24 protein-coding genes and 1 pseudogene are annotated in these 25,301 nt (G+C 41.3%); 15 read left to right on the forward strand and 10 right to left on the reverse strand.

All coding sequences use genetic code 11. From position 1 onward, the window contains the following. The first annotated feature begins 337 nt into the window (after nucleotides 1-337). Entirely contained in the window at nucleotides 338-586 is a 249-nt protein-coding gene (locus V7L20_RS17475) for a hypothetical protein (protein ID WP_334745306.1), read from the forward strand. Between the two features lie 98 nt (nucleotides 587-684). Here the strand turns inward: V7L20_RS17475 and V7L20_RS17480 are convergent, their stop codons facing one another. After that, on the reverse strand, nucleotides 685-1,299 hold the full coding sequence (locus V7L20_RS17480) for a TetR/AcrR family transcriptional regulator (RefSeq protein ID WP_334745307.1): 615 nt from the start codon (nucleotides 1,297-1,299) through the stop codon (nucleotides 685-687). Nucleotides 1,300-1,716: 417 nt separating this feature from the next. Between V7L20_RS17480 and V7L20_RS17485 the strand changes: the two genes are divergently transcribed. The 4 genes from V7L20_RS17485 to V7L20_RS17500 all read left to right on the forward strand — a co-directional run bounded on the left by V7L20_RS17485 (nucleotide 1,717) and on the right by V7L20_RS17500 (nucleotide 6,711). After that, nucleotides 1,717-3,027 (forward strand): HlyD family efflux transporter periplasmic adaptor subunit, encoded by a 1,311-nt coding sequence (locus V7L20_RS17485; protein ID WP_334745308.1) that lies wholly within the window; start codon nucleotides 1,717-1,719, stop codon nucleotides 3,025-3,027. Further along, nucleotides 3,024-4,199, forward strand: coding sequence for an ABC transporter permease DevC (gene devC, locus V7L20_RS17490; protein ID WP_334745309.1), 1,176 nt, complete (start codon nucleotides 3,024-3,026; stop codon nucleotides 4,197-4,199). Before V7L20_RS17485 ends, devC begins: the two co-directional genes overlap by 4 nt. A 119-nt stretch (nucleotides 4,200-4,318) precedes the next feature. After that, nucleotides 4,319-5,047, forward strand: a complete 729-nt coding sequence (locus V7L20_RS17495) for a DevA family ABC transporter ATP-binding protein (RefSeq protein WP_334745310.1) — start codon at nucleotides 4,319-4,321, stop codon at nucleotides 5,045-5,047. Nucleotides 5,048-5,181: 134 nt separating this feature from the next. Then, nucleotides 5,182-6,711, forward strand: a complete 1,530-nt coding sequence (locus tag V7L20_RS17500; protein WP_334745311.1) for a YifB family Mg chelatase-like AAA ATPase — start codon at nucleotides 5,182-5,184, stop codon at nucleotides 6,709-6,711. A gap of 27 nt (nucleotides 6,712-6,738) precedes the next feature. On the opposite strand, the gene V7L20_RS17505 is transcribed toward V7L20_RS17500, so the two are convergent. Together V7L20_RS17505 and V7L20_RS17510 are read right to left on the reverse strand one after the other, a co-directional pair. Further along, nucleotides 6,739-7,155, reverse strand: a complete 417-nt coding sequence (locus V7L20_RS17505; RefSeq protein WP_334745312.1) for a hypothetical protein — start codon at nucleotides 7,153-7,155, stop codon at nucleotides 6,739-6,741. A gap of 40 nt (nucleotides 7,156-7,195) precedes the next feature. Continuing rightward, nucleotides 7,196-7,516, reverse strand: a complete 321-nt coding sequence (locus tag V7L20_RS17510) for a hypothetical protein (protein ID WP_334745313.1) — start codon at nucleotides 7,514-7,516, stop codon at nucleotides 7,196-7,198. Nucleotides 7,517-7,893: 377 nt separating this feature from the next. Here V7L20_RS17510 and V7L20_RS17515 point away from each other — a divergent pair, with 377 nt between their 5' ends. From V7L20_RS17515 to V7L20_RS17530, 4 genes are all read left to right on the forward strand, one after another. Next, nucleotides 7,894-8,910 (forward strand): YihY/virulence factor BrkB family protein, encoded by a 1,017-nt coding sequence (locus V7L20_RS17515; RefSeq protein ID WP_334745314.1) that lies wholly within the window; start codon nucleotides 7,894-7,896, stop codon nucleotides 8,908-8,910. Nucleotides 8,911-9,066: 156 nt separating this feature from the next. Then, nucleotides 9,067-9,618, forward strand: a complete 552-nt coding sequence (locus V7L20_RS17520; RefSeq protein WP_334745315.1) for a DUF421 domain-containing protein — start codon at nucleotides 9,067-9,069, stop codon at nucleotides 9,616-9,618. A 40-nt stretch (nucleotides 9,619-9,658) separates the two neighbouring features. Beyond that, complete coding sequence (gene purB / locus V7L20_RS17525; protein ID WP_334745316.1) at nucleotides 9,659-10,954, forward strand: adenylosuccinate lyase; 1,296 nt, start codon at nucleotides 9,659-9,661, stop codon at nucleotides 10,952-10,954. 356 nt (nucleotides 10,955-11,310) lie between these two features. Next, the gene (locus V7L20_RS17530) at nucleotides 11,311-11,859 is read left to right on the forward strand and encodes a DUF4126 domain-containing protein (RefSeq protein WP_334745317.1); all 549 of its coding nucleotides are present in this window, start codon (nucleotides 11,311-11,313) and stop codon (nucleotides 11,857-11,859) included. Between the two features lie 124 nt (nucleotides 11,860-11,983). On the opposite strand, the gene hemH is transcribed toward V7L20_RS17530, so the two are convergent. Further along, nucleotides 11,984-13,150, reverse strand: a complete 1,167-nt coding sequence (gene hemH, locus V7L20_RS17535) for a ferrochelatase (RefSeq protein ID WP_334745318.1) — start codon at nucleotides 13,148-13,150, stop codon at nucleotides 11,984-11,986. Nucleotides 13,151-13,243: 93 nt separating this feature from the next. Here hemH and V7L20_RS17540 point away from each other — a divergent pair, with 93 nt between their 5' ends. Together V7L20_RS17540 and V7L20_RS17545 are read left to right on the forward strand one after the other, a co-directional pair. Further along, nucleotides 13,244-13,867 carry a class I SAM-dependent methyltransferase gene (locus tag V7L20_RS17540; protein ID WP_334745319.1) on the forward strand — a complete coding sequence of 208 codons (624 nt, stop codon included), beginning with the start codon at nucleotides 13,244-13,246 and terminating at the stop codon, nucleotides 13,865-13,867. Between the two features lie 246 nt (nucleotides 13,868-14,113). Next, nucleotides 14,114-14,635 (forward strand): DUF29 family protein, encoded by a 522-nt coding sequence (locus tag V7L20_RS17545; RefSeq protein ID WP_334745348.1) that lies wholly within the window; start codon nucleotides 14,114-14,116, stop codon nucleotides 14,633-14,635. 173 nt (nucleotides 14,636-14,808) lie between these two features. Here the strand turns inward: V7L20_RS17545 and V7L20_RS17550 are convergent, their stop codons facing one another. Next, entirely contained in the window at nucleotides 14,809-15,705 is an 897-nt protein-coding gene (locus V7L20_RS17550) for a WD40 repeat domain-containing protein (RefSeq protein ID WP_334745320.1), read from the reverse strand. Between the two features lie 313 nt (nucleotides 15,706-16,018). On the opposite strand from V7L20_RS17550, the gene V7L20_RS17555 reads away from it, so the two are divergent. After that, nucleotides 16,019-16,849 carry a dienelactone hydrolase family protein gene (locus V7L20_RS17555; RefSeq protein WP_334745349.1) on the forward strand — a complete coding sequence of 277 codons (831 nt, stop codon included), beginning with the start codon at nucleotides 16,019-16,021 and terminating at the stop codon, nucleotides 16,847-16,849. A 10-nt stretch (nucleotides 16,850-16,859) separates the two neighbouring features. On the opposite strand, the gene V7L20_RS17560 is transcribed toward V7L20_RS17555, so the two are convergent. The 4 genes from V7L20_RS17560 to V7L20_RS17575 all read right to left on the reverse strand — a co-directional run bounded on the left by V7L20_RS17560 (nucleotide 16,860) and on the right by V7L20_RS17575 (nucleotide 22,295). Further along, nucleotides 16,860-17,735 carry an extracellular catalytic domain type 1 short-chain-length polyhydroxyalkanoate depolymerase gene (locus V7L20_RS17560; protein ID WP_334745321.1) on the reverse strand — a complete coding sequence of 292 codons (876 nt, stop codon included), beginning with the start codon at nucleotides 17,733-17,735 and terminating at the stop codon, nucleotides 16,860-16,862. 184 nt (nucleotides 17,736-17,919) lie between these two features. Beyond that, a complete protein-coding gene (locus V7L20_RS17565; RefSeq protein ID WP_334745322.1) occupies nucleotides 17,920-18,162 on the reverse strand; it encodes a hypothetical protein in 243 nt (80 codons plus the stop codon). 274 nt (nucleotides 18,163-18,436) lie between these two features. Further along, nucleotides 18,437-18,709 carry a hypothetical protein gene (locus tag V7L20_RS17570; RefSeq protein ID WP_334745323.1) on the reverse strand — a complete coding sequence of 91 codons (273 nt, stop codon included), beginning with the start codon at nucleotides 18,707-18,709 and terminating at the stop codon, nucleotides 18,437-18,439. Between the two features lie 460 nt (nucleotides 18,710-19,169). Continuing rightward, a complete protein-coding gene (locus V7L20_RS17575; protein WP_334745324.1) occupies nucleotides 19,170-22,295 on the reverse strand; it encodes an MFS transporter in 3,126 nt (1,041 codons plus the stop codon). 485 nt (nucleotides 22,296-22,780) lie between these two features. On the opposite strand from V7L20_RS17575, the pseudogene V7L20_RS17580 reads away from it, so the two are divergent. The 3 genes and pseudogenes from V7L20_RS17580 (at nucleotide 22,781) to V7L20_RS17590 (ending at nucleotide 24,231) form a co-directional block, all read left to right on the forward strand. Further along, nucleotides 22,781-22,984 (forward strand): annotated as a pseudogene (locus V7L20_RS17580) (high light inducible protein). Nucleotides 22,985-23,025: 41 nt separating this feature from the next. Continuing rightward, complete coding sequence (locus tag V7L20_RS17585; RefSeq protein ID WP_334745325.1) at nucleotides 23,026-23,238, forward strand: high light inducible protein; 213 nt, start codon at nucleotides 23,026-23,028, stop codon at nucleotides 23,236-23,238. A gap of 465 nt (nucleotides 23,239-23,703) precedes the next feature. Continuing rightward, nucleotides 23,704-24,231 carry an adenylate kinase gene (locus V7L20_RS17590; RefSeq protein ID WP_334745326.1) on the forward strand — a complete coding sequence of 176 codons (528 nt, stop codon included), beginning with the start codon at nucleotides 23,704-23,706 and terminating at the stop codon, nucleotides 24,229-24,231. A 269-nt stretch (nucleotides 24,232-24,500) separates the two neighbouring features. Here the strand turns inward: V7L20_RS17590 and V7L20_RS17595 are convergent, their stop codons facing one another. Further along, nucleotides 24,501-25,121, reverse strand: coding sequence for a universal stress protein (locus tag V7L20_RS17595; protein ID WP_334745350.1), 621 nt, complete (start codon nucleotides 25,119-25,121; stop codon nucleotides 24,501-24,503). Between the last annotated feature and the right edge of the window lie 180 nt (nucleotides 25,122-25,301).

Genomic DNA, 25,301 nt, shown 5'->3' on the forward strand with positions numbered 1-25,301 from the left:
GTGCTGGTGATCCACTCACAGAATCTATCCCATACGTTGGCGCTTGAGCGCTGTTGTAAGGTTGCTGTCATGGTTTTATAAGTGCGATTGGTTGTGAATAAATTAGGTAGGTTTGACTACCTGTTACATATCTTAAATAATTTATTGCGTTTTGTAAAGTACTTTTATAAAAAATTTTCTCTTGGGATTTACACACTAAGAGTGAAAAATCCCCAACTCATTGAAAAAGGAGGCTTTACATAATCAACACTAGTGATAAGAGCGATATCTAAGATGGTCACTGAGTGGTTGGTGAGCATCTCGGCTTACTTCGACTAGCGAGCGTACAAGTCGCTCGATGGAGCCGGAGTCGAACCATGCCCAAGTACACCCGAATTTCTTACCACATCTCTCAAAGCCTGCACCTCAAGCTTGTGAGAAATATGGGTACAGGCTACCCCACCACCTTTATCATCTAGGTGCTTTTTCCCAAAATTCTCACACTTCCTCTTGGCATTGGGTGGAGTCGATGGTGGGGATTATTCCTGTAGCGACGAGCAATATCATCGCCAAGGATTGTCGGGAAAAAAAGACAGTCGCAGACTAGGAACGAGGCGACGAGGCAATCTTTTAAAGCCCTGTCTAGACTGGTTTTTATGTTAAGTTGACATCTCCTATGCAATGCCTTGCGCCCCTACTAATAATCTAATCAGCGCATTTATTGATTAGGTGTGTTAAGGCATCAATTAGGCGATCGCTTTCCATTGGTACAATGTCCTGTCCATGCATCACATTTTGAGTAATATGAAAATGCACCAATGCTCCTAAGAAAATTCTTGCTGTTGCCTCTGGGTCAGGTATGTTTAATTCAGGAGCCGCCAAGTATTGAGTGAGAGTTTGGGCTACTGGCTTAATCATCGCTTGAACACAAATTTGAGCTAACTCAGGAAAACGCCCAGATTCCCCAATTAGTACTCGCATAAATGCACTATGTTCTTTGTCGTTAAGCATCTGCTCTAATGCTTTGGTTGCTACTTGGTGCAGTATGACGCCTGGTTCTCCCTCAATCGGTTCTGTGCCAAAAATGGAGCTATTCTTTTTGCTTGTCAGTTGCTCTAACAGTACTTTAAAAAGTCCTTCTTTATCTTGAAAGTGGCTGTAGACTGTCGCTTTAGAAACACCTGCTGCTACCGCTACCCGATCCATGCTTGTACCAGCATAGCCATGTTGAAGGAATTCTTGCATTGCCCCTTGCAGAATTTGCTCCACTTTATCAACGGAATTGTCTCGATCCACTTCGCCAGCTTTAATGCGTACCATTTATTAATCATCCTTTCTCATAAACAATATTAATAGATGCTGCAAAATGCCCAGTACAAAATGGCGAAAATAAACATAAATAGGTCGGCGGAAAAATTTATCGTTAGAATAAGGCAGGAGGCAGGAAGGAAGAGGGTTTTAGTGTAGTTTATCGTTCTTCACATAGTTTAGTTTAATTGTGCCAACTTACTACCCTTCGATAAAGCTCAAAAGCCTCTATTGTCAACTCTTTTCTGTTCTACTTTCTTGTAGTAGACAATCAATCCTAATAGGGAATAACATTCCGCTGCATGATGCCTTTGCAAATTGATGACAAGTTTAGTTATATCATGTTGACTAAACTAGCCCGTTTAGTTTAGCATAAATTGAACTGTACAGTTTAGTACAAGTTGCTACTGGTGGTCAGGGGAAAATAGTATGGAGCAATACAGGAATTCAGAGGGTTTAAGGTCTTCTCAGAATCTTTTGCGATCGCCTCTTCTATTTGCAATAATTGCAGCTTTTGCCATAGGCGGGTTCAGTGTTTATACAGTAATGAAGCTTCAGGCTACAGGTAATGAAAAGCAAAAAGCACCAGTAGCAGTTGTGCCTGTGGTAAAAACAGTAACAGCATTAGGGCGGTTGGAACCAAAGGGAGAGGTAATAAAACTGTCAGCGCCTTCTTCAATGGGTGAAGGAAATCGGGTAGAGCAACTATTGGTGAAAGAAGGCGATCGCGTCAAAGCTGGGCAGGTAGTTGCGATTATGGACAACCGCGCTCGCTTACAAGCTACTTTGGGTGAAGCACAAAAACAAGTTCAAGTTGCCAAATCTCGCCTTAACCAGGTAAAAGCTGGAGCTAAACAGGGAGAAATTGGAGCGCGTCAAGCTACAGTGAATCGTGTACAAGTAGAACTACAAGGAAACATTAAAACTCAGCAAGCTACAATTAATCGTCTAGAAGCAGAACTCCTTGGGCAACAACGCAGCTTGCAAGCAACAGTGGCTCGCGTCGCAGCCGAGAAAGGTAATGCCCAAGCTGACGTGCAGCGCTATGAGACTTTATACAAAGCAGGAGCAATTTCTAGCGAAGAAGTTGATAAAAGACGCCTAAGCGCTGAAACTTCTACTCAAGCCTTAATTGAAAGCCAAGCCACCCAGACAAGAACTGTAGCGACCCTACAACAGCAGCTTAACGAAGCAAAAGCTAACCAAAATCAAACCCTCGCCAGCTTGCAACAGCAGATTAACGAAGCAAAAGCTAACCTAAATCAAACCACTGAAGTTCGTCCTACAGATATAGCAAATGCCCAAGCAGAGATAGACAGTGCTCAAGCCACTGTGGAAAAAATTAGAGCAGAACTGGCAGAGGCATACGTTCTGGCTCCTAAAGCCGGTCGAATTTTGGAGATTAATACCCGAGCCGGAGAAACTGTTGGCAATGAAGGAATTGTGGCTCTAGGTCAAACCGACCAGATGTATGCAGTAGTAGAAGTTTACCAAAGTGATATCAAGAGAGTGCGTCCGGGACAATCGGTACTAGTAAGCAGTGATTCCCTCCGCAATCAATTAGGGGGAAGAGTCGATTGGATTGGTATGCAGGTAAAGCGGCAAAATCTGATCAATGCTGACCCCTCTAGCAATATTGATGCCAGAGTAGTGGAAGTCCATGTGCAACTAAATAAACTATCCAGCCAAAATGCTTCTAACTTAACTAATTTGCAAGTCAAGGCGGTGATTGAACTGTGATTGGATTTATCCAGCAACTGCGGCGGCGAACGCCTTTAGGATGGCTGCAACTGAGTCATGAAAAAGGTCGTCTTTTGGTGGCATTGTCAGGTATTGCCTTTGCCGATGTTCTAATGTTCATGCAGCTAGGGTTTCAGAATGCCCTGTTTGAAAGTAACACAATGCTGCATCGGAGTATGCAGGCTGATATGTTTGTCATTAGCCCCCAAGCACGTAACCTAGCATATATGTCTAGCTTTACGCGGCGGCGGTTGTATCAAGTAATGGATGTACCAGGTGTAAAGTCGGCAGAAGGAATGTATGTCAACATTGTTGATTGGAAAAATCCCCAAACACATCAGAAAACGACAATATTAGTTATGGGGTTCAATCCTGATCGGCAAGTGTTGAACTTAGCAGATGTGAATCGCCAGATAGATGCTATTAAGCTACCAGATACTGTTCTGTTTGATCGCGCCTCTAGAGGAGATTACAACGAAGCGATCGCCAAAATTGAACAAGGTAAAACTGTCACAACCGAAATAGAACGGCGGACAATTACCATTAGCGGCTTATTTTCAGTCGGGGCTTCCTTCATAGCCGATGGTACTTTGATCACCAGCGACCAGAACTTTCTGCGACTATTTCCCAGACAAGAAGCCAGCAGTGTCAGTCTAGGTTTAGTGCAGCTGCAACCAGGCTATGACCCACAACAGATGAAAATAGCTTTAAAATCTCATTTAGATGATGATGTTAAAGTTTTAACCAAAGCAGAATTTCTCGAATTTGAAATAAATTACTGGAAAACAAATACGGCTATCGGGTTTATCTTCAGCTTGGGTGTAGCAATGGGATTTCTGGTGGGCGTGATTATTGTCTATCAAGTTCTTTCTACAGATGTGAATTCCCATATCAAAGAATACGCCACTTTTAAAGCAATGGGATATAACAATCTCTACTTATTAGGTGTAGTGTTTGAAGAGGCGATAATTTTGGCAGTTTTAGGTTTTATCCCAGGAGCGATCGCACCTTTAGGACTTTATCATTTAACTCGTAATGCCACCAATTTGCCGGTTTACATGACTGTAGCACGAGCCTTGACGGTATTAACACTGACAATGATTATGTGCATAATTTCTGGTACGATCGCCACCCGGAAATTACAATCTGCCGACCCCGCAGATATGTTTTAGAAAATGGGCTTTGGGCATCCCTTCGGCTTCGCTCAGGGCAAGTGGGCATTGGGCATCGGGCATAAAGATACTTACCCAATTCCCAATCTAAAATCTAAAATTTAAAATTTAAAATTGGTATGCCTCCTGTAATCTCTGTTAAAAATCTTGACCACTATTTTGGTCATGGTCAACTTCGCAAGCAAGTTCTCTTTGATATCAACCTGGATATTTATGCCGGCGAAATTATTATTATGACTGGGCCTTCTGGTTCTGGTAAAACTACACTTCTGACTTTAGTCGGCGGCTTGCGTTCTGCCCAATCTGGCAGTTTGCAGATATTAGAACAAGAACTGTGTGGCGCTAACAAAGCACAACTTACCCAAGCACGACGCAATAACGGTTATATTTTCCAAGCCCACAATTTGCACGGTAGCCTAACAGCGCTCCAGAACGTCAGAATGGGTTTGGAAGTGCATAAGAATATTTCGGCGGCAGAAATGAAAACCCGGTCAGCCCTAATGTTAGAGGAAGTAGGATTAGGAGAGCGCCTGAATTATTATCCTGATGATTTATCTGGGGGACAAAAACAAAGAGTTGCGATCGCTCGTGCATTGGTCGGTCGTCCTAAAATTGTCTTAGCGGATGAACCCACCGCCGCCCTTGACAGTAAATCGGGACGAGATGTGGTTAACCTGATGCAAAGCCTAGCTAAAGAACAGGATTGTACTATTCTCTTAGTTACTCATGACAACCGCATTTTAGATATTGCCGATCGCATCGTTTACATGGAAGATGGCAAGTTAATAAATGACCAGAATGAAAAAGGTACAGAGCAAGTATCTTATCAGGCCAGGCTTTCATATTAATTTGACACCGCATGGTCTATTTATTTGAAAATTGATGTAACTACTTTACTCAAAAAATTGTCTCTGTAATTTCACTAATGCCAATGTAGGGACTCATCTGCTAAAGATTTGAAAGGTTTACTGTTATATAATAAATGCTTGCCAGAGTTTGGAGTGCATCAATTGTGGGCATCGATGCCGTCAAAGTCGGCGTGGAAGTCGATGTTTCAGGGGGATTACCGGGAATTGTTGTCTTGGGATTGCCAGATTCAGCGATTCAAGAATCAAGAGAAAGAGTCAAAGCAACGCTGAAGAATGCAGGTTTCGCCTTCCCCATGCGAAAAATTGTGATCAATTTAACTCCGGCAGATTTACGCAAAGAAGGCCCCTGTTTCGATTTGCCTATTAGTGTGGGAATTCTGGCAGCTTCTGAGCAAGTTAGCGCTGATTTGTTGGGGGATTATCTATTTTTGGGTGAAGTCTCTTTAGATGGCAGTTTGCGTCCGGTGGCTGGTGTCTTGCCGATCGCAGCAGCTGCTCAAAAGATGGGAATTGCAGGTTTAGTTATCCCTGCTGATAATGCCCAAGAAGCGGCAGTGGTTCAAGATTTGGCTGTTTATGGCTGCAAACATCTGTCTGAGGTGGTAGATTTTTTAAATAATCCGGGGCGTTACAAGCCTGTGCAGATAGATGGCACAACGGAGATAGCAACAGTATCCTACCCTGGCGCAGATTTGCATGATGTTAAAGGACAAGCTCATGCGCGTCGTGCTTTAGAAATTGCTGCTGCTGGCGGGCATAATTTAATTTTTGTTGGGCCACCTGGTAGTGGGAAAACCATGTTAGCACGGCGCTTACCAGGAATTTTACCGCCTCTAAGTTTTGCCGAATCTTTAGAAGTGACTCGCATCCATTCGGTGGCTGGTTTATTGAAAAATCGCGGTTCGTTGGTACGCGATCGCCCTTTTCGCAGTCCTCACCATTCAGCATCCGGGCCTTCTCTGGTTGGTGGCGGTAGCTTCCCTCGTCCTGGGGAAATCTCATTATCTCACAGAGGTGTGCTATTCCTTGATGAACTCACGGAATTTAAACGAGATGTGTTGGAATTTCTCCGCCAACCTCTAGAAGATGGCTACGTCACAATTTCCCGCACCAAATTATCAGTAATGTTTCCCGCGCAGTTTACTTTGGTGGCGAGTACCAATCCTTGTCCTTGCGGTTATTATGGCGATACCATCCAACAATGTACTTGTTCTCCTCGTCAACGTGAGCAATATTGGGCAAAACTTTCTGGGCCGTTGATGGATCGTATTGATTTACAAGTTGCGGTGAATCGCTTGAAACCAGAAGAGATTACCCAACAACCTACCGGAGAAGCATCAACATCAGTACTACAACGAGTGCAACAAGCAAGCGATCGCGCAATTACTCGTTTCCAAGCAGAAGCGAATCTGCGTTGCAATGCCCAGATGCAAAGTCGTCATCTCCAGAAATGGTGCAAGTTAGATGATGCTAGCCGCAGTTTATTAGAAGTAGCCATTAGAAAATTAGGTTTATCGGCAAGAGCAAGCGATCGCATTCTCAAAGTGGCACGAACTATTGCAGATTTAGCGGCAGAAGATGAGGTAAAAACCAATCATGTAGCAGAAGCAATCCAATATCGCACAATCGATAGAATGCAGTAAGAATCTTGTGATGATGGCTTAAGTCTGTTAATAAGGGTTGAGGTTTCTGACTTTCAAAACTAGGCACAAGGGTTCAGTGAATTCATAGCCCACTTGCTCTATTGAACTCGGCAGTTGAACCTTTTTACTCGGCAGTTGAGCCTTTTTACTCGACACTTGAGCCTTTTTACTCGGCAGTTGAGCCTTTTTACTCGGCAGTTGAACCTTTTTACTCGGCAGTTGAGCCTTTTTACTCGGCAGTTGAGCCTTTTTACTCGGCAGTTGAGCCTTTTTACTCGGCAGTTGAGTCTTTTTACTCGGCAGTTGAGTCTTTTTACTCGGCAGTTGAACCTTTTTACTCGGCAGTTGAACCTTTTTACTCGGCAGTTGAACCTTTTTACTCGGCAGTTGAACCTTTTTACTCGGCAGTTGAACATTGACGGGGCTAAGTCTCTGACTTCTCAAACTAGGCAGAAGGGTTTAGTGAATTCGTAGCGCACCTGCTCTATCCTTCTCTACCTGCGATATTACACCTATTTTCAAGGAGAATATCCTGACGACCACTTAAGAGGATGTTTAAAGGTCTAAACCCACGGAGGTGGGTAAAGTCTTGTGTAGCCGCGACTTCTAATAAATCACCTCCGGCACGGTGATAGAGATATCTGCGCCGCACGACATCCACAGAGACTTTATCCGCTTCTGTAATTTCAGACAATCCCTCATACCACTCTGGGAAAAATTTCTCGTCTTCAACATGAACAAAACCGAATCGATTTTCTGCATCCTGAAGAGTGGTAATCGCTTCTGTAATTCTATCGTTAAACACCCTACGTAGTTTAGAACAGGCAGGAGAATCGGTTACTGAATCGGAACCCTTATATGAGTAAGTATAAATTTTCAATAGGATGCTTTAGATAGCTAACCAATGAATAAATCCCAAATTTTAGCGAAACGATATTAGAGAAATCAATCAAGGGATTATGCGATCACTCTCAATGTATTTTATATACTAAAGCGATCGCACTACCTATTGTTTAGAAAAAAGCAAATTATTTATAGATATTTCTGTCAAGTAAATTATCGACTCTGCTAAATTCCTCCTTCAGGACGCTTTAAAAACTCCCTTGGATGGATGCTGCTACTTATGAAATCAGTATCCAATATATCAGGAAGTAACCGATACCTTTTAAGGAGACTGATTGGATGAATTTGCAGGCAATTTGGAAGTTATTACAAGAGACGTTCAAAGAATGGAGTGAGGATAAAGCCTCACGGTTAGCGGCGGCGTTAGCTTATTACACGATTTTTTCTATTGCACCGTTGCTAATTATTGTAATTGCGATCGCAGGGGCAGTATTTGGAGAAGAAGCGGCAAGAGGGCAAATTGTTGGACAAATTCAAGGCTTAGTCGGCAGAGATGGGGCACAATTTATCCAAACAGCTATTAGCAATGCTAATAAACCACAAACAGGAGCGATCGCTTCTATCATTAGTGTCATAGTTCTACTAGTGGGTGCTACTGGTTTATTTACCGAGTTGCAAGATTCCCTCAACACGATTTGGGAAGTGAAACCGAAACCCGGACGCGGCATAACTAACATTATTCGTCTACGCGTTTTGTCCTTTGCAATGGTGATCGGGATTGGCTTTTTACTTTTAGTTTCTCTAGTAATTAGCACGGCATTAGCAGCATTAGTAACATACTTTAGTAACTTGCTGCCAGGTGTCGATTTCCTCTGGCAGATTCTCAATTTCATCCTTTCCTTTGCCATCACTACGTTCCTGTTCGGACTCATTTTTAAAGTACTACCAGATGTCGAAATTGCTTGGAGTGATGTTTTAATTGGAGCTATGCTCACCTCCTTTTTGTTTTCTATCGGGAGATTTTTGTTAGGACAATATTTAGGTAATGGCAGTTTTGGTTCAGCTTATGGTGCTGCTGGTTCACTGGTGGTAATCTTAGCTTGGGTTAACTATGCCGCGCAGATTCTTTTCTTCGGTGCGGAGTTTACTCAAGTTTATGCCAGAAGGTACGGTAGCGGCATAACCCCATCTAAACATGCCATACCTTTATCTGATAACAGGGAATATAATGGTAAAGCTCCAACGGGGCAATCGTCCACTAATAAAAAGCCTCCTTCTAATTTTATTAATCGCTTATTCCAGTCTTTCAAGAAGCCCAAGCGCTTAAAACAGAGAAGAAAAAATCAGCGATTTTAATTCCTGATTGTTAGGAATTTAGTTTTATAAATCTGATAGATGTTGAAGTATTTAACCTCTAATAGAAGTTAGTCTTATGAAATAAGACCACAGATAAATAACCTGATACTGGATTTTTTCCAGAAGTCTATTGAGAAAGGAAAAAAATCAGTGCTAATGGAAAAATGGTTTTTTATCAATTGGCAGGCAATCTTTGTTCCTAGCATCAGCGTCTTTGAGTTAATTATCCGTGGTTCACTGGTTTATTTAGCGCTGTTTTCAGTGCTACGTTTTCTTCCTAGCCGGCAATTAGGAACACTAGGAATCACTGATTTACTCGTAGTTGTGTTATTTGCTGAAGCGGCCCAAAATGCTATGGCAAGTAATTATACATCGATTACTGAAGGCGCAATCCTGGTAGGAACTGTGATTTTTTGGAGTTACTTGTTGAACTGGTTGGGCTATAAAATACCTCAGTTCCAACGTTTTATAAATCAGCCACCATTGCTACTAGTAAAAAATGGTCGGATGATTGAGCGTCATTTGCAACGAGAGTTAATTACAGACGATGAGTTGATGAGCAAGTTACGCCAGCAAGGTGTAGAATTTTTAGCAGATGTGAAGTTTGCATATATGGAGGCTGATGGCAGCATTAGTATCATCACTTTTAACTCTAAAACTAGTCCTGTCCCTGAGCAAAAAGCAGTACTAAAAAGCGATCTACATTAATTAAACTGTAAAATATGACGGTTGTATTCTGTGCCGAACTGTGATTGAGCGTTATACTTTGCCCGAAATGGCTAATCTGTGGAGTGAAGCCTATAAGTTAAAAACTTGGCTGCAAGTCGAAATTGCTGTTTGCGAGGCTCAAGCTGAACTGGGTTACATTCCATCTCAGGCGGTTGAGGAAATTAAAGCCAAGGCAGATTTTGACCCCAATAGGGTGCTGGAAATTGAGGCTGTAGTCCGCCACGATGTTATCGCTTTCTTGACAAATGTCAACGAATATGTAGGTGATGCAGGACGCTATATTCACCTGGGTTTAACTAGTTCGGATGTTTTGGATACAGCTTTAGCACTGCAATTAGTTGCCAGCCTAGATATATTATTGCAACGTCTAGAAGATTTGATTCAGGTAATTCGCCAAAAAGCACGGGAACATCGTCATACAGTGATGGCTGGTCGATCGCATGGTATTCATGCTGAACCGATTACTTTTGGTTTCAAGCTAGCTGGCTGGTTAGCAGAAGTGTTGCGACACCAAGAACGCCTGAAAATTCTCCACGAAACGATCGCTGTGGGTAAGATTTCTGGTGCGGTGGGAACTTATGCAAATGTTGAACCGCGTGTAGAAGTGATCGCTTGCCAAAAACTCGGACTCAAACCCGATACGGCCTCAACGCAAGTTATTTCCCGCGATCGCCACGCTGACTATGTGCAACAATTAGCTTTAGTAGCGGCATCCATCGAACGTTTTGCTGTAGAAATTCGTAATCTACAAAAAACAGACGTTCTGGAAGTTGAAGAATTCTTCTCCAAAGGTCAAAAAGGTTCCTCGGCAATGCCACACAAGCGCAATCCCATTCGTTCAGAACGGCTGACAGGAATGGCGCGACTTGTCAGAAGCCATGCAGGTGCAGCTTTGGAAAACGTTGCTCTCTGGCATGAAAGGGATATTTCCCATAGTTCTGTAGAACGGGTGATTTTGCCAGATGCTTGTACTTTGACGCATTTTATGTTGATAGAAATAACCGACTTGGTGAAAAACTTGTTGGTTTATCCTGAGAACATGGAAAGAAATCTCAATTGCTACGGCGGCGTTGTGTTCAGCCAAAAAGTGTTACTTGCCTTGATAGATAAGGGAAGCAGCCGAGAAGATGCTTATGCGATCGTTCAAGAAAGCGCTCACGCCGCTTGGAACAAGCCAGAAGGTAATTTTCAAGACTTGATTAGCCAAGATCCTCGCGTTACCGAAAAGTTGTCCTCAGCAGAATTAGAAGTCTGTTTTGACCCCCAGCAGCATCTGAGCCATTTAGAAGAGGTTTATCAACGGTTGGGAATTTAGGATTAATTTACTTGTAGTGAGCGCTTAAGCGCTTACTATAAACCCGTTACTCAAAAAATACGCAAACTTTTTCAAAAAAGAATATTTGAAGAAGAATTCAGAAGTCACAATTCAGGAGCAAAGCTAAAGACGCTCCTCCTTCGGTCAGAATCAAGACACTGTGTACCAGACGCTATCCACCACTTGCACAGAATTCAAAATTGAATTCTGGCTCCTGAATTCTTTTCTGATAAAAATGCCAAAAATCTTTAGTATTGCATTACTGAAAACTGTTAGTTTGGTGCTGGAATTTTTATCATTACTGGGTAGTATAAATAACACAGATTTACTTATTTATTAGTGCTTCGAGTGCCTTAATGATTGAAATCCTAGCCACACTTTCAGCCTCGGCGGCAGCAGGAATGAGAATAGCTACACCTTTGCTGATTATTGGATTGTTGCAGGGTAGTAGCTTGTGGTCGCAAGTTCCAATTTTATCTCACATTTCTCCACCAATCTTGTTAGCCTGCCTCAGCTGTTGGTCTTTAGTTGAATTATTCGCCTCAAAAAAGCTATGGGGGCAAAGATTGCTACAACTAGTTCAATTACTCATGTCTCCTATTGTGGGGGCAATTATGGGGTTAGCAGTAGCTAGTGCAACAGCACCAAACTGGATGATTGCGTGTATTGGGGGTTCTTTAGCTTTAGTACTCCAGCTAGTTCAAGTTGGTTGGTTCTATCGGTTACGCGGTTTACCGTTGTGGGCAGTCTTTCTTCAAGATACCTTGTGTGTTGCTTTAGTACTTTTTGCCTTTGACGCTCCCTGGCAAGGAGGAGTAATTGCTTTAATACTGCTCTGGTTTGCAGTTCGTAGTGCGAAGCATTGGTATGACTGGTATCGGCAGGGATTGGGGGCTGGGGATTAGGGACTGGGGATTGGGGAAGGTGGGACTTTCTCTGGGGATAAGAGGTAATGGGGATTGTAAATTATTCTTCCCTTGGCTCCCCTACTCTTATCCCCTCTCCCTCTTCCTTAGTCCCCAGTACCTTTTACTGCAAAAGTCCAATCATGTGCAAGAAGCCATGACCAGTAATTAACTCAATGATTAAGGCAATAAAGCCCAGCATGGCGATCCGCCCATTCCATACTTCAGCGCTAGTAGTCAAACCCCATTCCCAACGTTCTTGGGGGTACATTTTCACCCTTTTTTTCATTTGGGCAGCTTGCGAAAGCTTGAAACTAGGATTTTTTAGCGCATCAATCACCAAATCTGCAAGTGCATTAATAAATACTGGGTGGGTATTGGGAGCAGGAACGCGACGGAAGTTGTGAATTCCTGCTTCTTCTGCTACTTCCCGATATTCAATATCAATTTCTTGCAGTGTCTCGATGTGTTCTGAAACAAAACTGATTGGCACGACAACCAAATCTTTCACGCCTTTTGCACCTAGTTCTTTGAGGGCATCCTCTGTATAAGGTTGGAGCCATTCTACCGGGCCGACACGACTTTGGTAAGCTAAGGTGTGGGCATTAGGTCGATTGAGCGTCTGCATAATTAGGGCAGTACATTCCTCAATTTCTTGCTGGTAAGGGTCGCCAGCCTCTTTAACGTAGCTTTTAGGAACGCCGTGAGCACTGAAGAATATATGAACCTCATCCGGGTTCGGATACTGTTCGAGTTCTTGGGCGATGAGTTCCGCCATTGCTTCCAGGTAGCCTGGTTGTTTGTACCAGGAAGGAATGACGGTGTATTCAATAGGTTGAAGCTTTGGGTCTTCTTGCCAAAGTTTTTCTAAAAGCCGGAAGCTAGAACCACTCGTGCTGATAGAAAACTGGGGATACAGTGGCAAAATTACCAGGTGTTCTATATTATCTTGGGTGATCTGTGCGATCGCCTCTTCTGTATAGGGATTCCAATAACGCATTCCCACGTAGATATTGGCTTCTTGCCCTAAATAACTCAACTGTTCTTTTAAAGCTTCCCCTTGGGCTTCTGTGATCCGTCGCAGTGGAGAACCACCACCGATTTGCTTATAATTCTCTTGAGATGTTCTGGTTCGCCGCGAGGCAATAAACCAGGCTAGGGGCTTTTGCAACCAGCGAAATGGTAGGCGAATAATTTCCGGATCGGAAAATAGGTTGTACAAAAACGGCCCGACATCCTCTAGCTTATCGGGGCCACCGAGATTGAGTAATAAGACGCCTACACGACCCATAGCAGTTACTTTCCCCCAATCTTTTCAGGTTTTTTACTAATGTTAACAATATATCTTTATTAAATATAAAGCTTAATAGCAAGGAAATATGCAATGGCAACAATTTTAAGGGATTGGAGTTACCGTTATCAGTGGCTGTATGATGGTATCTCTCGTTTAGCAGCCTTAAGTGTAGGTGGTGAAGCCCGTTTTCGGCAACTTGCTTTGCAAGGCTTAACAATTCACTCAGATACTCAGGTCTTAGATTTATGTTGTGGTAGTGGTCAAACAACGCAATTTTTGGTAAAATTATCACAAAATGTAACAGGATTGGACGCTTCACCCAAATCTTTGCAACGGGCCCGGCAAAATGTACCATTAGCAGTCTATCTCGAAGCTTTTGCAGAGAAGATGCCATTTGCAGATAATCTATTTGATGTGGTGCATACCAGCGTTGCATTACACGAGATGCAGCCTGAGCAATTGCGAAAAATTATTAGTGAGGTTTATCGGGTGTTGAAGCCAGGAGGAGTGTTTACACTGGTGGATTTTCATGCTCCTACGAATCCGATATTTTGGCCTGGGGTATCAGTGTTTTTGTTATTGTTTGAGACAGAAACAGCTTGGCAATTGTTGAAAACTGATTTGCCTGGATTGTTAACTGAGACTGGGTTTGAAGCAAGTGAGCCAACTTTATATGCAGGTGGTAGTTTACAAGTGATACAGGCTCATAAGTGAACAATACTGCTTTATTAATGGCAGGTAAAATACTCTGCTATTAATAAAATATAGGCGATTGTTATATATCACTTTTGATTTACATGCTACTGAAATGTTAGATATAAACCAGGTAATTCAGACTGCTTTGAAGTTTTTGGCGCTAACTTATTCTTATTCAGCTAAGGAGTTACCCACAGTTTTAGCTGAAAACTTAACTCAGCTACAACTGTGGGTAAGATTGAAAATCAAGTAGGCGATGAAAAAATGACACAAGAATTAATAGACCTCAAAAAGAGCATTTTAGAAGGACGTTATACAGATGCCTTAGTAATTGTAGATGAACTAGAAGGCATGAGTAAACAAGCTATTTTGCGGAATATCCAAGCTTATTTAAACATTCTACTGATTCATTTAATTAAGAACCAAGTAGAACAAAGATTAACTTGTTCATGGGCGGCTTCTATTCGTAATTCAATTCGAGAAATTAAAAAGTTGAATATCAAAGATAATAAAACATCTTACTACATTAATTTAGATGAATGGGAGAATTTCATAGAAGAGGAAGTAATTGAAGATGCGATCGCTGATGCTAGCGAGGAAGTGATGAACAGCAAATTTACTCGTTCTCAGTTGTCTGGAATGCTAAATAAAAGCCAGATTTTGACTACAGCTACTAGTTTATTGGCTTTAACATATACTTATTCGCCAAAGGAATTACCAGCGATTATGGATGATTATCTCAGTCAGTTAGCTGGTGGTGAAGATTGGATAAATCGGGGAAAATAAAGTGATCGCTCTTTGTTCAACAGTGATGTCAAGTGTTAAATTCAGATTATTACTGTCAACTTTTGAAGGTAATACAAATTACAACAGATTATACTGTGAAAATATCAAATCTTCAAGACAGTAGAGGAGATGCCCCAGGATGTTAATTTTGAGGAAGTGATGGAATATTTTTATTAGATTTCATTAAGGGTTGCCGCTGCCCTATTTTTGAATGCTTCTCCCTGAATTTGATCTAATTCTATCTCTTGTTGAATTTCTAGATTTTGCAGTTGAATTTCTTGAGGACTTAAATCAAGTAACGCCCAACCATTGCTTGGAGTAAAAGCTATATTTATTAAACGGTATCCTGCCTTAGAATCGTTCACAATTGTACTAGTAGCAAGTTGTGAAATACCGGAACTATAAGCATAACCAGTATTGCCATAGCCATTTGCATAGAAAATTACCCACGCTCCATTGGGAGTGAACGCAATAGTCTTGATATATGGATATATTTTATATATAGCCTTTATTTCATTAACAGCATCTTTGGGAAAATTGGTACTCCAATTAGCAGTGTTACCACCGTTAGAGAGAATTATCCACTGTCCATTAGGTGTAAAGGCAACAGTGTTGATAGTTGATTTGTTTTGATTTAGAGTCTTTAGTTGATTAACAACATCTTTAGGAAAATTGGTACTCCAAGAAAAAGCATTACCGTCATAGATAATTACCCACTCTCCACTACGTGTAAAGGCAATAGTGTTGATGGTTGAATTTTGTTTATTTAGAGTTAGAGTAGAAAGTAGCTTCGTAGCCTCTTGTGGAATATTTTCAGAGTTCCAACCATTGTTACCATTGAGAATTACCCACCCTGCATTGGGAGCGAATGCAATAGTTTTAGGAGTTATACCTTGATTAGCTAGAGTTTGAAGTGCGGTAGCTGCTCCGGTGGGAATACCAATCTGGCTAGAAGCAGCCAAAGCCCGTGAAGAAGTAAAAATTATAGGAGATAAAATTCCTATTGATGCACCTACAAAAAAGCTAGTGGTAACTTTTTTAAATTTCCCTAGTGAAAGAATATTAAACATGGTGAAAATTTACATTTTGCTATTTTAAACTTCAAGTAAAATACAATTTTACTTGAAGTTTGTCAATTGCCTAAAATAAAATATTTAGACAGTCTAAGGAGAAATTAAATAATTCGTAATTAATTTTTGTAACGGTTTCAAATCCTGTGAATGGTTACTTTTTATATAGTGATCGCTATTTCTATACAGGCGAAAACTGAGGTAGCAAACAAAGCCAATATCGCGGTAAATTGATTTATAAACCGTAATATTACATTGTAGTATTATACGGATAAGCAATAATAAAGTTTTCGCCAATTGTAAAGTAGAGATGATGCAAGAAATAACACGTCGTAAATTTATTGCAACAGCCACTGTGGCGGCGGGTTTTGCCCTCGCAGTACAACCCATTTCTGCCGAAGTCATCACCACTGATGCCAAAGGGTTGATAGCTGGTGCGGTGAAAATTCCCGTCAAAGATGGCGAAATCCCTGCCTATAGAGCAGCACCAGCCACCGGTGAAAATTTCCCAATTGTTCTGGTGATCCAAGAAATCTTTGGAGTACACGAGCATATTCAAGATATCACCCGTCGCTTTGCCAAGTTGGGGTATTTAGCGATCGCACCGGAATTATTTATCCGTCAAGGTGATGTCTCGAAGTTAAGCAACATAGACGAAATTCGCCCAATTGTCGCCAAAGTGCCAGATGCCCAAGTGTTATCTGATCTTGATGCCACGGTAAACTGGGCTGTGAAATCAGCTAAGGGGAATGCCAGTAAATTGGCAATTACAGGCTTCTGCTGGGGTGGTCGCATTACCTGGTTATATGCTGCACATAATCCCAAAGTGAAGGCTGGTGTGGCTTGGTATGGACGACTTGCAGGCGATGCTACCCAACTTCAACCCAAGTATCCCATCGATATTGCATCAAAACTGACAGTCCCCATTCTCGGACTCTATGGTGGCAAGGATACGAGTATTCGCCTTGATACAGTAGAACAGATGCGCGATCGCTTAAAGTCCAGCAAAAGCAAATCTGAAATTATCGTCTACCTTGATGCACCCCACGCTTTTTTTGCCGATTATCGCCCCTCCTACCGCGAGAAAGATGCTAAGGACGGTTGGAAACGTCTTTTGGCGTGGTTTAAGCAAAATGGTGTTTAACGGTATCGGTTTACGAACTGTGACTTTCAAAAAAGTTCCAAATTGTTTCACTGGCATTCAGCCTCAGATTTGCATTAAATTTGTTTAGACTTTTGTCAGTTGAGGAACCACCAGGCCAGAAATGTCCGCCGTTTATTACCGCTAGCTGCCAGACTTCTGAGTTGTCACTACAACCTGTGTAGATAGCGGTTTTCACTTTATCTTTAGAAAACTCAGGAGATTCATTTGATGAAGTACATTGATCGTGCGATCGCCAAAAATCTACCATCTCTGAGATAGAAAGCAGCGCTCCTCGTTGAGTGCGATCGTCACCTTTATAAAGGACATCGCGATCATTTGTACCATTGATCGTTAACATCGATATAGAAGTTCGAGGCTGGCAATTAGGTTTGAGTCTAACTGGGAGCGAACCAGCTACTGATGCAAAACTAGAAATTTTATCAGGTAATTTACAAGCCAGTGCTTGGGTAAGTATCGCACCTCTAGAAAAACCGGTGGCATAAACTTTATGGTTATCAATATTGATTTGCTGCTGAAGATGATTAATTAAAGCATTGACAAACGCAACATCATCTACCTTTCCTTGAGCGTTACCTCTAAGGCTCCATTTTTGGTTAATTCCATCTGGATAAGCAACAATAAATCCTTTTTTATCTGCTAATTCATTGAAGCGAGTCACATTACTGATAGACCGACCACTACCATCATCTCCGTGAAACACTAAAACTAACGGCATTGGGCGGTCTGGATTATAAGATTTCGGAGTATACAAATAGTAAGTACGTAACTTTCCTTGGTCATATAGTTCTCCATAATTATCACCACTCAATATTTTTGCTTTAGTTATACTTTTTTCTTCAGCCTGAATGGAATCCCAACTTGTCAATAAAGTAATGCCAAGTAGAACTATTATAAGTTTTTTTAATATCCGATAATTTTGATATATATTCATATTAATTAAATTGACTTATGTCAAATACTTTTATTTTTTTATAAGTTTTATTTAGCAAAAAACTTATACCTAATAGAGGTTAACAACCTTACTTGAGTTGTTAGCCTCTATTTAGATATTAAACTCTTACATATACATGACGAGCAGGAACTCTAACCTTAACCCATCTGTTACCGCGTCGTACTGTTTCCCAATGTGCAGGAATGAACCTTTGTTTATATCGGGCAACAACAGGTCTATGCACAAAAGCAGTTCTGTGAACATTGGGTCTGACAAGAATTTCTGCTGCCGATGCCTGTGATGGCAAGGAGGAAATTGCCAATGGGAGAGCAAGTAATGTACCTAATAAAATACGTTTCATGTTCAAATGTCCATCAATCTAGTTTAGTTTTCTACGGCATTTATCAATAATTTATGAACAAATCCTCTTACTTCTACGTTTTATGTAAGTTTAGTTTGGTACATATCTTAATTGATTTGCTGTATTGCTCTCAGTTTAAAATATTAAACAAGGATGCACATTGTAAAAAAGTCATAATTCAAGCATGACTTTATTCACATTTCGGACTTTGAACAAAAAAATATAATTTAGTAATCTTTCGTATTATCCGTATTATTTGCTACTCGACCGTTACTCACAAAATTTTTGATGCAATAAGACCAATCAACGCGGCAAGACCTAGCGCTCTGCGAAAATAATTAACACCTTGAAATAGTTCGAGCCACGCCCAAGTAAACAAGGAACCAGTTGCCAAAACGTCTAATACTGTATTAATTTTACCACTTGGAAAAATTAAAGTCAGTAAACTAGCTCCTATCCAAAGAATAAGTGGTGGGTTTGGCATTTGAGCTATAACAATATTCCCATTGCTGTCACGGAAGGTTTTATCAACTAATGTATTTTCCATGATTTGAAATTGCCACTTAGGTAAAAATTATTAACTTGCAAAAATTACGAGGCGCTCTATTGAGAATAGGCTCAGATTTTATTGCAAGTTATTTAATCACATTAAAGCATTAAAGAAATCTATTTTCACCCATCTAATTGCTGAGATTAGAGTGGTAAAGGATATTCATATATGACTATATTTAAAGGCATAGTTATAGTAATTACAGATTCCAAAAGCCTTATTTAATCTGGGTTTATTCGGTTTTAATAAGCTAATACGCTTGGGTTAAAGATTTTTGGCATTGATTTTAGGTATGTAGAGACGTTGCAATGCAACATCTCTTGCATTGGATTTGGGGCTGAACCCAAGCGTATTGTATTGTTTAATAAGCAATCAAGCAGACATAATATGATATCCCAAATATAAAAAAGCCTCCTAGTATAGGAGGCTTAAAATTTAGCGGAGAAAACTTGTTAAATTACTGCGTAACTACAGCGATTACTCCTCCTAATGCTGAGAAAATCGCGGAAACTGATGCTGTAGCAAATAGCCACCAAGCTGCTGTCGCTGCGGCTTTGCGGGTTTCTTCTGCTTGACGCTGTGCTTGATGTTTTACCTGTTCTAGGCGGCGTTGGGCTTCTTGCTGTATGCGTTCTGCACGTTGCAATACTGTGTTGCGGGCCCGTTCAATTTGATCAATGATCCGGTTGGCATCTTCCTCAGAGATGTCCTCACGAGAACTCATTATTGCCACCAGGGTATCACGGTCGAAAGAGGAGAGGCGATCGCGCAGGGCATCAAACCCCGCTTGCGGATCGTCAAAAAATGTGCGGACATCGCCCTTGATACTATCATAGTTAAGTTCTGGGCGATCCAAGGAGTTGAGATAGTTACGGATGCGGGCAAAAACCCCATCAATCGCATCTTGAATACCTCTTTGGATATTCCGCACTTGTTCTACAAATTGCTCCCTTACGGATACGATGTTATCGGCAATCCGCGCTGCTTCTTCATCGGAAATATCTTCGCGAATTTTCAGCAGAGCGATGATCGTAGAACGGTCAAAATGCGAAAGGCGATCGCTAAAACTTTCTACCCCAACTCGCGGATCGTGCAAAAGTAGTTGTAAGTCGCGTTTAATACCTTCAGGATTAAGTTCTTCTTTACCAGTTTGGCGTAGATACTCTTCCACATTATTTTTGAATGTTTCCACTCTTTGCTGTGTGCGGGTAGCTAAACGACGAGGCGCACGTACAAAGTTGCGAATCGAATTTTGGGTAGAATCAATGATTTCATTGACTTGTTCTTCACTCAAGTCTTGACGTTGACTGAGCAACTTCACCAGTGTATCCCGGTCTACCTGCGATAATCGACGGCGCAGTGCTACGGCTCCCTCTTGGGGATTTTCAAACAATCTGGTCAAATCTCGCTGGATACCTTCTGGGTTCAATTCTTGTTTACCAGTATTCCGCAGATAATCTGCGATCGTGGTAGTAACAGAGTCGTATTGCTCTTTGGCTTTATCCACTACAGCTTGGGGTGTGTGGCGAATGTTATACCACGACTCCTCAGCAGTATTGATGATTTGATTAACTTGATCTTCACTCAAATCTTCGCGCTGACTCAACAATTGCACCAAGGTATCACGGTCAAAGCGAGACAACCGCGCCCGAATTGAGCTAATTCCAGCTTGCGGATCTTCCAGTAGCTTTTTGAACTCTGCGCGGATAGCATCAGGATTCAGTTCTGATTTCCCAGTATTACGCAGATATGATTCTACATTCAGCCACAGGGTTTCTGCTTGATATTGCGCCTGTTCTGCTAGCCCTTTGGATTCTACCAAAACGCGATCGCGTTGTTTTTCCAACTCGTCGAGAATGCTATCTACTTCATATAGCTGGACATCATTACGTTGCAGCAATATTGACCGCATTTCCTGACGATCAAGGTGGGCTAGCCGCAATGTCAGAGTTTCATAATCTGCATCTGGATCTTGGATCAGTGGTTTGAAATTCTGCTCAATGCCTTGTACTGTCAATTCTGCTTTCGGGGTAACCAGCAGATAACTTTCCACTGCCCGTTGCAAGTCTTGGACTATTTCTCTTTCTTCAATACCTGTGACTATCACTAGCACATCTTTGCGAACAGTTTCTAACTGATCTGCAATGCGCCGAATTTGGGCTTGGGTAAGGAGTCCGCGTTGTTGCAAGATATTGGCGAAATCGTTACGGGATAATCGTTCTAGTTCCCTGCGGACTATTCCTGGGTCACCTGCTGGGTCGTAGAGGACATCACGAAATTCTTGGGCAATTTTTTCCTGGCTTAGTTGCCAAGCATAAGTGTTATGTAGGTAGTTTTCGACATCAGCCCGAATTGGGCTATAGGGTTCTGATGGTGTTGGCAACCCTAGCTTATCTGCTTGTTGGGTGACTTTATCTTTGGCAGTAGTGAGACTACGCAAGATTTTTTCCACATCCAAATCAGGCAAATCTGCCCGTCCCAGCACAGTGGCGGTTAAAGCGGATAGTCCTTGCTGGATTGTACTTTGTATTGGGCCTGCGGCTGCCTTTTGGTTTTGGTCAGCTTCTTTAGAGCCACCCTTTTCTGCTAATAACCTATCCAGTTTGGCGTTGAGTTCATCTGTCTTGTTTTGTCCTGCTGGAAGTGATTTCAGATAATCCATTAACTCACCCAGGCGGTCTTCGGTGGGTGATTGCTGACTCACTACTTGCTGCCAAACTTTATACAACGTATCAGCAATGCGGCTAACATCTTTTTTGGAAAGGTCGGTGCGACTGCTGACTAACTCGATAAACTTTTGACGGTCGATGTTGCGAATATCTGAAGTCCCCGCGATCGCTTTTAATTGCGGATCGTTGAGTAAATTTTCAAAGTCACTCCGAATCTTTGACAAATCTAGCTCTGGAGGACGCAACTTGTCTAAATAATCTTCTATATTCTCCCGGATACTTGAAGGGTCGATGGCGCTTCCTAGTTCCCGGCGAACGGCAGCTGCGGCGGCTTCAGCTGTTGCTACAACTTGGTTATTAATAGCCTTTGCGCCCAGTGCGGCGGTGGCTGTGCCCATAATCGCCTGAAAACCAGAAGTTGCCGTATTGACAACTGAACCAATTAAGGAACCTACGGTAGTGGAACTAACCCAGACCAGGAGTAAAAAGTAAGCACCCCAAATTACCAAACCGAGAATCGCTCCCAATGCTGGGTCTAAGATTACCAGGCTCAATTTTACTGCAAGAAAACAGGCAATTAATAAGGCGATCGTCACAGTGACTAATGTCCAAATCCCCACTGCGGTGCCAATTTTGCGAATGTTACCGCCCAAACTTCCAGCTTCCCCACTATCTGAATCCGACTCAGATGAGTGCCCCAGGTAGGAAATACCGGCTGCAAGGGAAAGATTAGTTAGAACTAATTGGAAAGCAAAGGCTAAAATCACGCCGGAGATTAAAGCCACAAAAAAGCGCGGCCCTGAAGTGAGAACCGATGCCTGTGCTGGGGTGACGTTTGAGGATTCTCCTGGAACCTGTGCCAACCACAATAGTGGTTTGTAGAGTCCCAGGATGATTTCCGTACTTTGGAACATTGTATTTCCTTCTTCTAAGGTTTAAGTTTGGGGATTAAGATTTTGTTGAGAAGCAACTCTTAGTATTTATGTATGTTTGTACCTATGGCAATACCTAACTCATTAGCTCAGAATCCTGGAAGTCCCCTATTTAAAGCATCTCTCTAAAGATTGAAAAGTGTATCCAGCGAAAGATATAACTTTTATGATCTTCAGTGAGAATCTTATCAAATTACCACCTAATTTTAATTATGTATAGCTAATTTTTACTTTTTTATTGCTGATTTGTAGCGATTGATTCTATTTGAATTATAGTTTTCTTTTCAGGTCTTTACATTTGTTTACATATTTGTTTTTGGTCACCCTCTCAAGGTGGATTTGTTTAAAAAAATACGTATCTGATAATCGTCCAGAAGAAGTGCCTACGGTTTGTACCCAGAGACAGAAATAAGTCTAATTACAAATAGCTACATTAAAGTTAACAAATGAATTGTTGAGGATAAAAAATGGCAAATCGTTATTCCATAGATTTGCCACTATTTCCAACAGAATGGAATGGTAAAAATCGCAATGAAATTCTGTTTGGTTAGACTCCTCAAGCGAAAATTTGGAAAGGTCATTTGGCAATGATTGGCTTTTTTGCCTATTTACTTTGGGATTTAGCTGGTTATAGCGTCTTAAGGGACGTTTTACACATAATTGGCTACTAGACATTAAACACTTGAAAAACCACTAGATATTGGAGAAAAAAATGGCAACTCAAGAGACTCGTCCTTCTACAGATTTACCACCTGTTGCAACAGAATACAACGGACGCGATCGCAATGAATTTCTGTTTGGCTGGACACCCCAAGCCGAAATTTGGAATGGTCGTTTTGCAGCAATTGGTTTTCTAGCCTATTTACTTTGGGATTTAGCTGGTTATAGCGTCTTAAGAGACGTACTACACCTAATTAAATACTAGGAATAACTCAGGATTGATAAATAATTGGGTATAAATAAAGATAATACCTAGAAACCCGGCTTATCACCAAAAGTCGGGAATTTATCTCCTGAGCTATTCCTAACATTTAATTAGATTAGGTTTATCTAAAGCAAAAAGCGAACTAACACGTACAAAACCGAAGCTACTAGTTGCAATACCACTTGAATTCTGCCCCTAATTTACTTTCTGTTGTAATTAATATCAATTATCAAAGAATTATTATAAATATTTTTGCAAATAATCATCAAATGACTTACTAGCAATCTTTTTGAGATATTTAATCAAGATAATTTTTCATATAAATACGTATATACTTAAATATAAAATTACTTCATTATACTTAAATATAAGTTTTAGCGTAGGCGTAGCCCGCCAAAGGCATCGCATCCTTTTTATTCGTAGACATCTCTCTATGCTATATATTGCATTAAAAGGAGAGTGGCGATGAAAAAAGTAGCGGTGTTTGGCAATGCTGGAGGCGGGAAATCAACTCTAGGCAAAAGATTATCTCAAATCACAGGTTTGCCACTTTATGTCTTGGACAAGATTAAATATCAATCAGGAGGCACAGAGGTTCCACATGAAGATTATAAGCACGCCCATCAGCAAATTTTAGTTACTGACCGATGGATTATTGATGGGTTTGGTTGCATAGAAACTCTTTGGCTACGACTCGACGAGGCGGATACTCTGGTTTTTGTCGATTTACCGCTATATATGCATGGATGGTGGGTAACTAAACGACTAATCACAGGTTACTTTAAACCGCCAGAAGGCTGGCCCTCCAATAGTCCAATATTAAGAAGTTCACTTAGTAGCTACCGCGTGCTTTGGTTGTGTCATAAATATTTAACCCCAAAATATCGTGAATATATCGAGCAGGCTCAAAGCATCAAAAATGTTTATCATATTCGCTCGACTAAACAAATTTCGCAATTTTTTAAATTAATTAATGCAGGAAACTTATTTTAAAGATGGTGCATCAGCCTAAAAGAGCTTCTAATATCATGTCCAGGTAAAGACTTATTATTTAGATCGCAGTTCTTGCTGGGAGCAGGGGGCAGGGGGAAAGAGGCTTTTGGGATTTTTGCACAGATGCAGTAATCATAAGTGATTAACCGGACTTGCTATAAAACGAATCTTGACCCCAGATTTCCCACTAACAAAAAAAAGTCACCTAGTTGTAGGTGACTTATCTATCATTACAATTAGATAAAAATTACTAAAATCTTGAACAGTAATTATTCATCAATACAACTGGGAATACCTAAAACGGCACAGGGGAAATTAGAACCTAGTGCCTCAATCATCGGATGATTTACAGAGTTGCAACCGAGAAACAGAATATCGGCAGCTTCTGATTCAACAACTTTTTTAAGTTCTGTAGAAATGCAGCCAAACCGTAAATGAGATTTGAAGGAACCTTGCCATTCTTCAGCCAGACTTCGGGCTTGCCAGAGAATTATATCTGCTTGTTGCAGAGGAGTTACCACTGTCTGCAATTGGGGTTGAGTTAATACCTGTATGGCAGACTTTGATATTTCACTGATTTGGCACTCAAATGGAGGCTGTTGTATTGGTAAGCTCAAGACATTTGGATACTGGCTTATTGAATTGTCTTCTAGTACATAAACGGCTTGAACTGTGACTTCTGCATTAGTAGCTAAACGCGTTTGATGGGCAATCCAGAAAGCAATATCTAGCGCTGTATGACTGTTAGGAGATGCGTCATAAGCAACAATTAAATTAACTGCTTTTGCTTGTTGAGGTTTTTTAGAAAAAGGTTTTTTTGGTTCTGGCAACAGTACCATTTGTTCAATTAAGTCATCTCGGCCTGTGGCACTTTGCAGACGTGTTAACATTGGCTTAATTTGCACAGCTTTACTTCTCCCAATGAAATGAATTAACAATGAGAAGCAGGGCGATCAATTTGAGATTTTGGACTTCGGCTCCTTTCGGCTTCTCTACGAGACGCTGCGCGAACGCTTAAGGCAAGTCGCTCAGTCGAACGATTTTGGATTTGAGATTGAGTGACGATAACC

Source organism: Nostoc sp., from assembly GCF_036916735.1.
In the GTDB taxonomy this organism is placed as follows: domain Bacteria; phylum Cyanobacteriota; class Cyanobacteriia; order Cyanobacteriales; family Nostocaceae; genus Nostoc.